Origin of the sequence: Pseudomonas sp. NPDC088885 (genome assembly GCF_044750025.1) — a bacterium.
In the GTDB taxonomy this organism is placed as follows: Bacteria; Pseudomonadota; Gammaproteobacteria; order Pseudomonadales; family Pseudomonadaceae; genus Aquipseudomonas; species Aquipseudomonas rustica.
This window is the reverse complement of record NZ_JBIVJB010000164.1, coordinates 1-5,317: the sequence shown is the minus strand read 5'-3', so window position 1 is coordinate 5,317 and position 5,317 is coordinate 1. Positions and strand designations below refer to the sequence as shown.

Genomic DNA, 5,317 nt, shown 5'->3' with positions numbered 1-5,317 from the left:
ATATCGTGTAGAGATTCTCAGTGACACAAGCAGCACAGTGGCGCCACCTTAACCCTTTTTCCGGAACGTGCCAATGCTTCTTGCGAAGGTTTCTGTGATTTAGGGATCGACGGTGTGACAGTTCGTCGCCAGCGCGCGTAAATACGGGGTGTTCGGCGAGAATTGCAGCGCGCACTTTGAAGAGGGCGGCGCGCCCGGTAAGATGCCGGACAGAATTTTTCCACCTCGCTATTCAGGACACCCCGCCATGAGCATCAAATCGGACAAGTGGATTCGCCGCATGGCGCAGGAACACGGCATGATCGAACCTTTCGTCGAGCGCCAGGTGCGCGGCAGCGACGAGAGCCGAGTGATCTCCTACGGTGTCTCGAGCTACGGCTACGATGTGCGCTGCACCAATCATTTCAAGGTGTTCACCAACATCAACTCGTCGATCGTCGATCCGAAAAACTTCGATCCGGGCAGCTTCGTCGACGTCCACAGTGATGTCTGCATTATTCCGCCGAACTCCTTCGCCCTGGCCAGCACCGTTGAATACTTCCGCATCCCGCGCAACGTATTGACCATCTGCCTGGGTAAAAGTACCTACGCACGCTGCGGCATCATCGTTAACGTGACGCCGCTCGAGCCTGAGTGGGAAGGTCACGTGACGTTGGAATTCTCCAACACCACCAACCTGCCGGCGAAAATCTACGCCAACGAGGGCGTGGCACAGATGCTCTTCCTCGAATCCGATGAAGAATGTGAAGTTTCCTACAAGGATCGCGGCGGCAAGTACCAGGGCCAACGTGGCGTAACGCTGCCACGTACCTGAGTCGTCCATCCGGCGGATGCCGGGAATTCTTTGGCGGGCAGACACTCTATGGGGTGTACTGCCCGTTTTTGTTTCAGCAAATGCGGGCCTTCGCCGAGGAGTGCTTTATGAAGATCGATCCGCATATCACTGCCGAACTGGCAAGGCTTGAGCCCAATCAGATTGGCGTATTGGCCTGGTCCTTGTTGGCACACCCGCCTATCAACATGGCCGGCGGAATTCCTGGTCAGCCTGATCCAGATACCCCCAATGAGCAACCGACCGAGCCGGGCGAGCCAACGCTTCCGGACGAGCCACCACCGGCGCCAGTTGCCTGATTAATTACCTGCCTTTGTAGGAGCAGAGCTTGCTCGCGAAGTGATCTGTCTGATTTATTGGTGTGGAATGGACGGACGCTTTCGCGAGCAAGCTTTGCTCCTACAAGGGCAGGGTGTGATCAGTTGATGGGCCAGATTTCGTTGTCGCCGGTGACGAAGATTCGGCATTGCTCATCTTTTTCGACCGGATAGCCGCCAGTAAACGCTCCGAACGCCGGTAGCAGACTGATTCGCTCGCCCAGTCTGAAACAGGCTAATCGTAAACTTTGCCGCCCTTTGCCAAACAACCGGTAAACCGGGTGGACGTGGCCGGCCAATACATGCCGTTCCGGGTGCGGATCAGGCTCGTGTTGAAGCGCAAACGGCCCTAAGAGCAGCGGCTCCGGCACCACGCGAATGTTCAGCGACGCCGGTGGATCCCCTGCGCGTTTGTCGTGATTGCCGCGAATCAACGTCATCGGCAGATCCGCATGACGCTCACGCCATTGCGCCAGCGCATTCAGCGTACCCACCGCATGCGAGCCCGGCCCGTGCAGGAAATCCCCCAGAAAGATCAGTTGCCGACACGGCAGCACGGCCAACAACCGGTCAATCACCGCGATGTTGCTCGCCGTCGTACCCTGGGGCACCGGTTGTCCGAGGCTGCGATAGGCCGCTGCCTTGCCAAAATGCACATCAGCGATCAACAACGCCTCTTGCGCTGGCCAGTAGAGCGCCTTTTCCGGTAGCAGCCACAACTCCTCGCCGGCCAAACGCACGGGATACGCCGCGTTCATGACGATTTACCGTTGTCGGCAGACTTCTCCAGATCACCGACCATGCGCCTGATCCGGTCGGCGAGTTTTTCCGAGCTCATGCTTTCGCGCATGCGTTCCACCAGCAGCGGGAACCCGAGCGGCGTAGGACGTTTGATTTGATGCACATCGAGTTTCATCCCGTTGATCCGCTCCAGTGTCTGTTCCAACCGACGAATATCCAGTTCTTCGCGTAGGACTTCTTCCCCGGCCTGGGCGAGCAACAGGTTGTCGGCGTCATATTGTTTGAACACTTGAAAAAACAATCCGCTCGAAGCCTGCACCTGCCGGGTACTTTTCGGCGCGCCGGGATAGCCGGCGAATACCAGCCCGGCGATTCGGGCGATTTCGCGAAAACGGCGCAAGGCCAATTCACCGGCATTGAGACTGGCGAGCACATCAGCCAAAAGATCCGCAGGGTCGAGCAGCTCGGCATTGAGGTGCTGCGACCAATCCACCGGCGTGGCACTGAGCAGCTCCAGCCCGTAATCATTCACCGCGATGGAAAAGGTCACCGGTTGGCGCTGGCTGACGCGCCACGCCAACAGGCTCGCCAGCCCCAGATGCACCTGGCGACCGGCGAACGGATAGAGGAAAAGGTGCCAGCCCTCGCGGGATTTCAGCACCTCCGCCAGCAGATTATTAACCGTCGGCAAGCCTGACCAACGTGCCTGAGTCTCAAGCAGCGGGCGCAGCGCCTGCATTTCCGGGCCGACGAACTCACCTTCGGCGGCCGCACTAAACCGTGCAACCACCGCTTGCGCAAGTTCATTGGAGAGCGGCATCCGCCCGCCATTCCAGCGTGGCACTGCCGCTTTTTTCACGGTGCTGCGTTTGACGTACGCCGTCATGTTTTCCACCCGCACCAACTCCAGCAAACGCCCGGCGAACAGAAAACCATCACCGGGTTTCAGTCGGGCGATAAAGCCTTCTTCGACGCTGCCGAGCTGCTTGCCACCGCCGCCCTTGCTCCAGAATTTCAGGTTGATGCTCGCATCGCTGACAATGGTGCCGACGCTCATGCGATGCCGCCGCGCCAGTCGCGCATCGGGCACGCGCCACACGCCGTGCTCATCCGGTTCGACCCGGCGATAATCCGGATAGGCTGTCAGAGACATCCCGCCATGGCGTACGAAAGCCAGCGCCCACGCCCAATCCGCAGGCGTCAGGTCGCGATAAGCCCACGCCGTGCGGACTTCTTCGTACAGCTCATCCGGTAAAAATCCGCCACCCAGCGCCATGCTGACTAGATGCTGCACCAGCACGTCCAGCGATTGATGTGGCGACAGGCGCGGTTCGATGCGCCGTTGTTCGACGGCGTCGCGCGCGGCAGCGGCTTCGATCAGTTCAAGACTGTGGGTCGGCACCAGCGTCACCCGCGAGGTGCGTCCCGGTGCGTGACCGGAGCGTCCGGCACGCTGCATCAAACGCGCAACGCCTTTGGCCGAGCCGATTTGCAGCACGCGTTCGACCGGTAAAAAATCCACACCGAGATCCAGACTCGACGTACAGACCACCGCTTTCAACAAACCATCCTTCAAGGCTTTTTCGACCCAGTCACGGGTGTCGCGAGACAGTGAACTGTGATGCAACGCAATCAGTCCGGCCCAGTCCGGCCGAGCTTCCAGTAATGCCTGATACCAGATTTCCGATTGCGCCCGGGTGTTGGTGAACACCAGCGTACTGGCGCAGGCATCGAGTTCGGCGACGACTTGCGGGAGCATCTTCAGACCGATGTGCCCGGCCCACGGAAAACGCTCAATGGACGGTGGGATCAGGGTGTCGACCTTCAGCGTTTTTTCGCTTTGTCCCTGAATACTCACGCCGCCGCCCTGTGGGATCAGCACGTGTTCGGCGTGGGATTGATTACCGAGCGTGGCGGACACCCCCCAGACGATCAGATCAGGCTGCCAGCGGCGCAAACGAGCGAGCGCCAGTTGCAGCTGCACGCCGCGTTTGTTGCCAAGTAATTCGTGCCATTCATCGACGACGATCATCTTTAGCGAAGCGAGCGCGGTCTGTGCGTCGGCACGGGCCAGTAGCAGCGTGAGGCTTTCCGGCGTGGTGATCAGCGTGGTTGGCAAACGTCGACCCTGCCGCGCACGTTCGCTGCTGCTGGTGTCACCGGTGCGCAGGCCGATGCTCCACGGGATTTGCAGGTCATCGACGGGTGTTTGCAGGGCGCGCGCGGTGTCGGCGGCAAGTGCCCGCATCGGCGTGATCCACAACACGGTCAGCGGTTCGGCAGGTTGTTTGCGTTTGCGTGGCGGCGCATCGACGGGAAGGGTTTTGGCGAATCGATTGAGGGCGGCGAACCATACGGCATAGGTTTTACCGGCGCCGGTGCTGGCGTGGAGCAGACCGGATTCGCCGTTTTTGACGGCCGCCCACACCTGTTTCTGAAAGGCGAAGGGCTTCCAGTCGCGGGCGCTGAACCAGATTTTTGCGAGGTCGAGAGATTTCGCCATGCCGGCTGCGCGCGCTCTGGAGGGGTTCTTCCAGAGACCACGGCGCGGGCGGACAAGTTTGATTTTTGTAGTGAACATCCATTGTGGGAGCGGGCTTGCTCGCGAAGGCGGTGTGTCAGTTAAAGAATTATTGGCTGACACACCGCCTTCGCGAGCAAGCCCGCTCCCACAGGGGTGATTTGTGTATGGCGTTATTTCAGGTTGCCGCTGAGGAATTGCTTCAGGCGTTCGCTTTTCGGGTTGCCGAGCACGTCTTCGGGGGCGCCTTCTTCTTCGACCAGGCCTTGGTGCAGGAACAGCACCTGGCTGGAGACTTTGCGGGCGAAGCTCATCTCGTGGGTGACCATGATCATGGTTCGGCCTTCTTCGGCCAGCCCTTGAATCACCTTCAATACTTCGCCCACCAACTCGGGGTCAAGCGCCGACGTCGGTTCATCAAACAGCATCACCTCAGGCTCCATCGCCAGTGCCCGGGCAATCGCCACGCGTTGTTGCTGACCACCCGATAAAAACGCCGGGTACTGATCCGCCACCCGCGCCGGCAAACCAACTTTATCCAGATAACGCCGCGCGCGATCATCGGCTTCCTGCTTGCTGCAACCCAACACCCGGCGCGGGGCCATGGTGATGTTTTCCAGCACGGTCATGTGGCTCCACAGGTTGAAATGCTGGAACACCATCGCCAGTCGCGTGCGCAAACGTTGCAGTTCATCGGCGTCGGCGACGTGCATGCCGTGGCGGTCGGTGACCATGCGGATGGTCTGGCCATCAAGGCTCATGGCGCCGTCGTTGGGTTGTTCGAGAAAGTTGATGCAGCGCAAAAAGGTGCTTTTTCCCGAGCCGCTGGCGCCGAACAGGCAGATCACGTCGCCGGTCATGGCCATGAGCGAAACGCCATTGAGCACCAGATGGTCGCCAAAGCTT

5 protein-coding genes are annotated in these 5,317 nt (G+C 59.8%); 2 read left to right on the top strand and 3 right to left on the bottom strand.

The features are described 5' to 3' along the window. Positions 1-247: 247 nt before the first annotated feature. Positions 248-814 (top strand): dCTP deaminase, encoded by a 567-nt coding sequence (gene dcd / locus ACIP1X_RS27605; protein WP_053117768.1) that lies wholly within the window; start codon positions 248-250, stop codon positions 812-814. 107 nt (positions 815-921) lie between these two features. Continuing rightward, positions 922-1,131: a hypothetical protein gene (locus ACIP1X_RS27600; protein ID WP_053117770.1), complete on the top strand. Its 210-nt coding sequence runs from the start codon at positions 922-924 to the stop codon at positions 1,129-1,131. Between the two features lie 119 nt (positions 1,132-1,250). Here ACIP1X_RS27600 and pdeM read toward each other — a convergent pair whose 3' ends face one another. The 3 genes from pdeM to ACIP1X_RS27585 all read right to left on the bottom strand — a co-directional run. Further along, complete coding sequence (gene pdeM, locus ACIP1X_RS27595) at positions 1,251-1,907, bottom strand: ligase-associated DNA damage response endonuclease PdeM (RefSeq protein WP_400652494.1); 657 nt, start codon at positions 1,905-1,907, stop codon at positions 1,251-1,253. Beyond that, positions 1,904-4,393 carry a ligase-associated DNA damage response DEXH box helicase gene (locus ACIP1X_RS27590; RefSeq protein ID WP_400755850.1) on the bottom strand — a complete coding sequence of 830 codons (2,490 nt, stop codon included), beginning with the start codon at positions 4,391-4,393 and terminating at the stop codon, positions 1,904-1,906. Before ACIP1X_RS27590 ends, pdeM begins: the two co-directional genes overlap by 4 nt. 191 nt (positions 4,394-4,584) lie before the next feature. Continuing rightward, positions 4,585-5,317: ABC transporter ATP-binding protein (locus tag ACIP1X_RS27585; RefSeq protein WP_400755849.1), on the bottom strand; the 733-nt coding region annotated here is incomplete at its 5' end.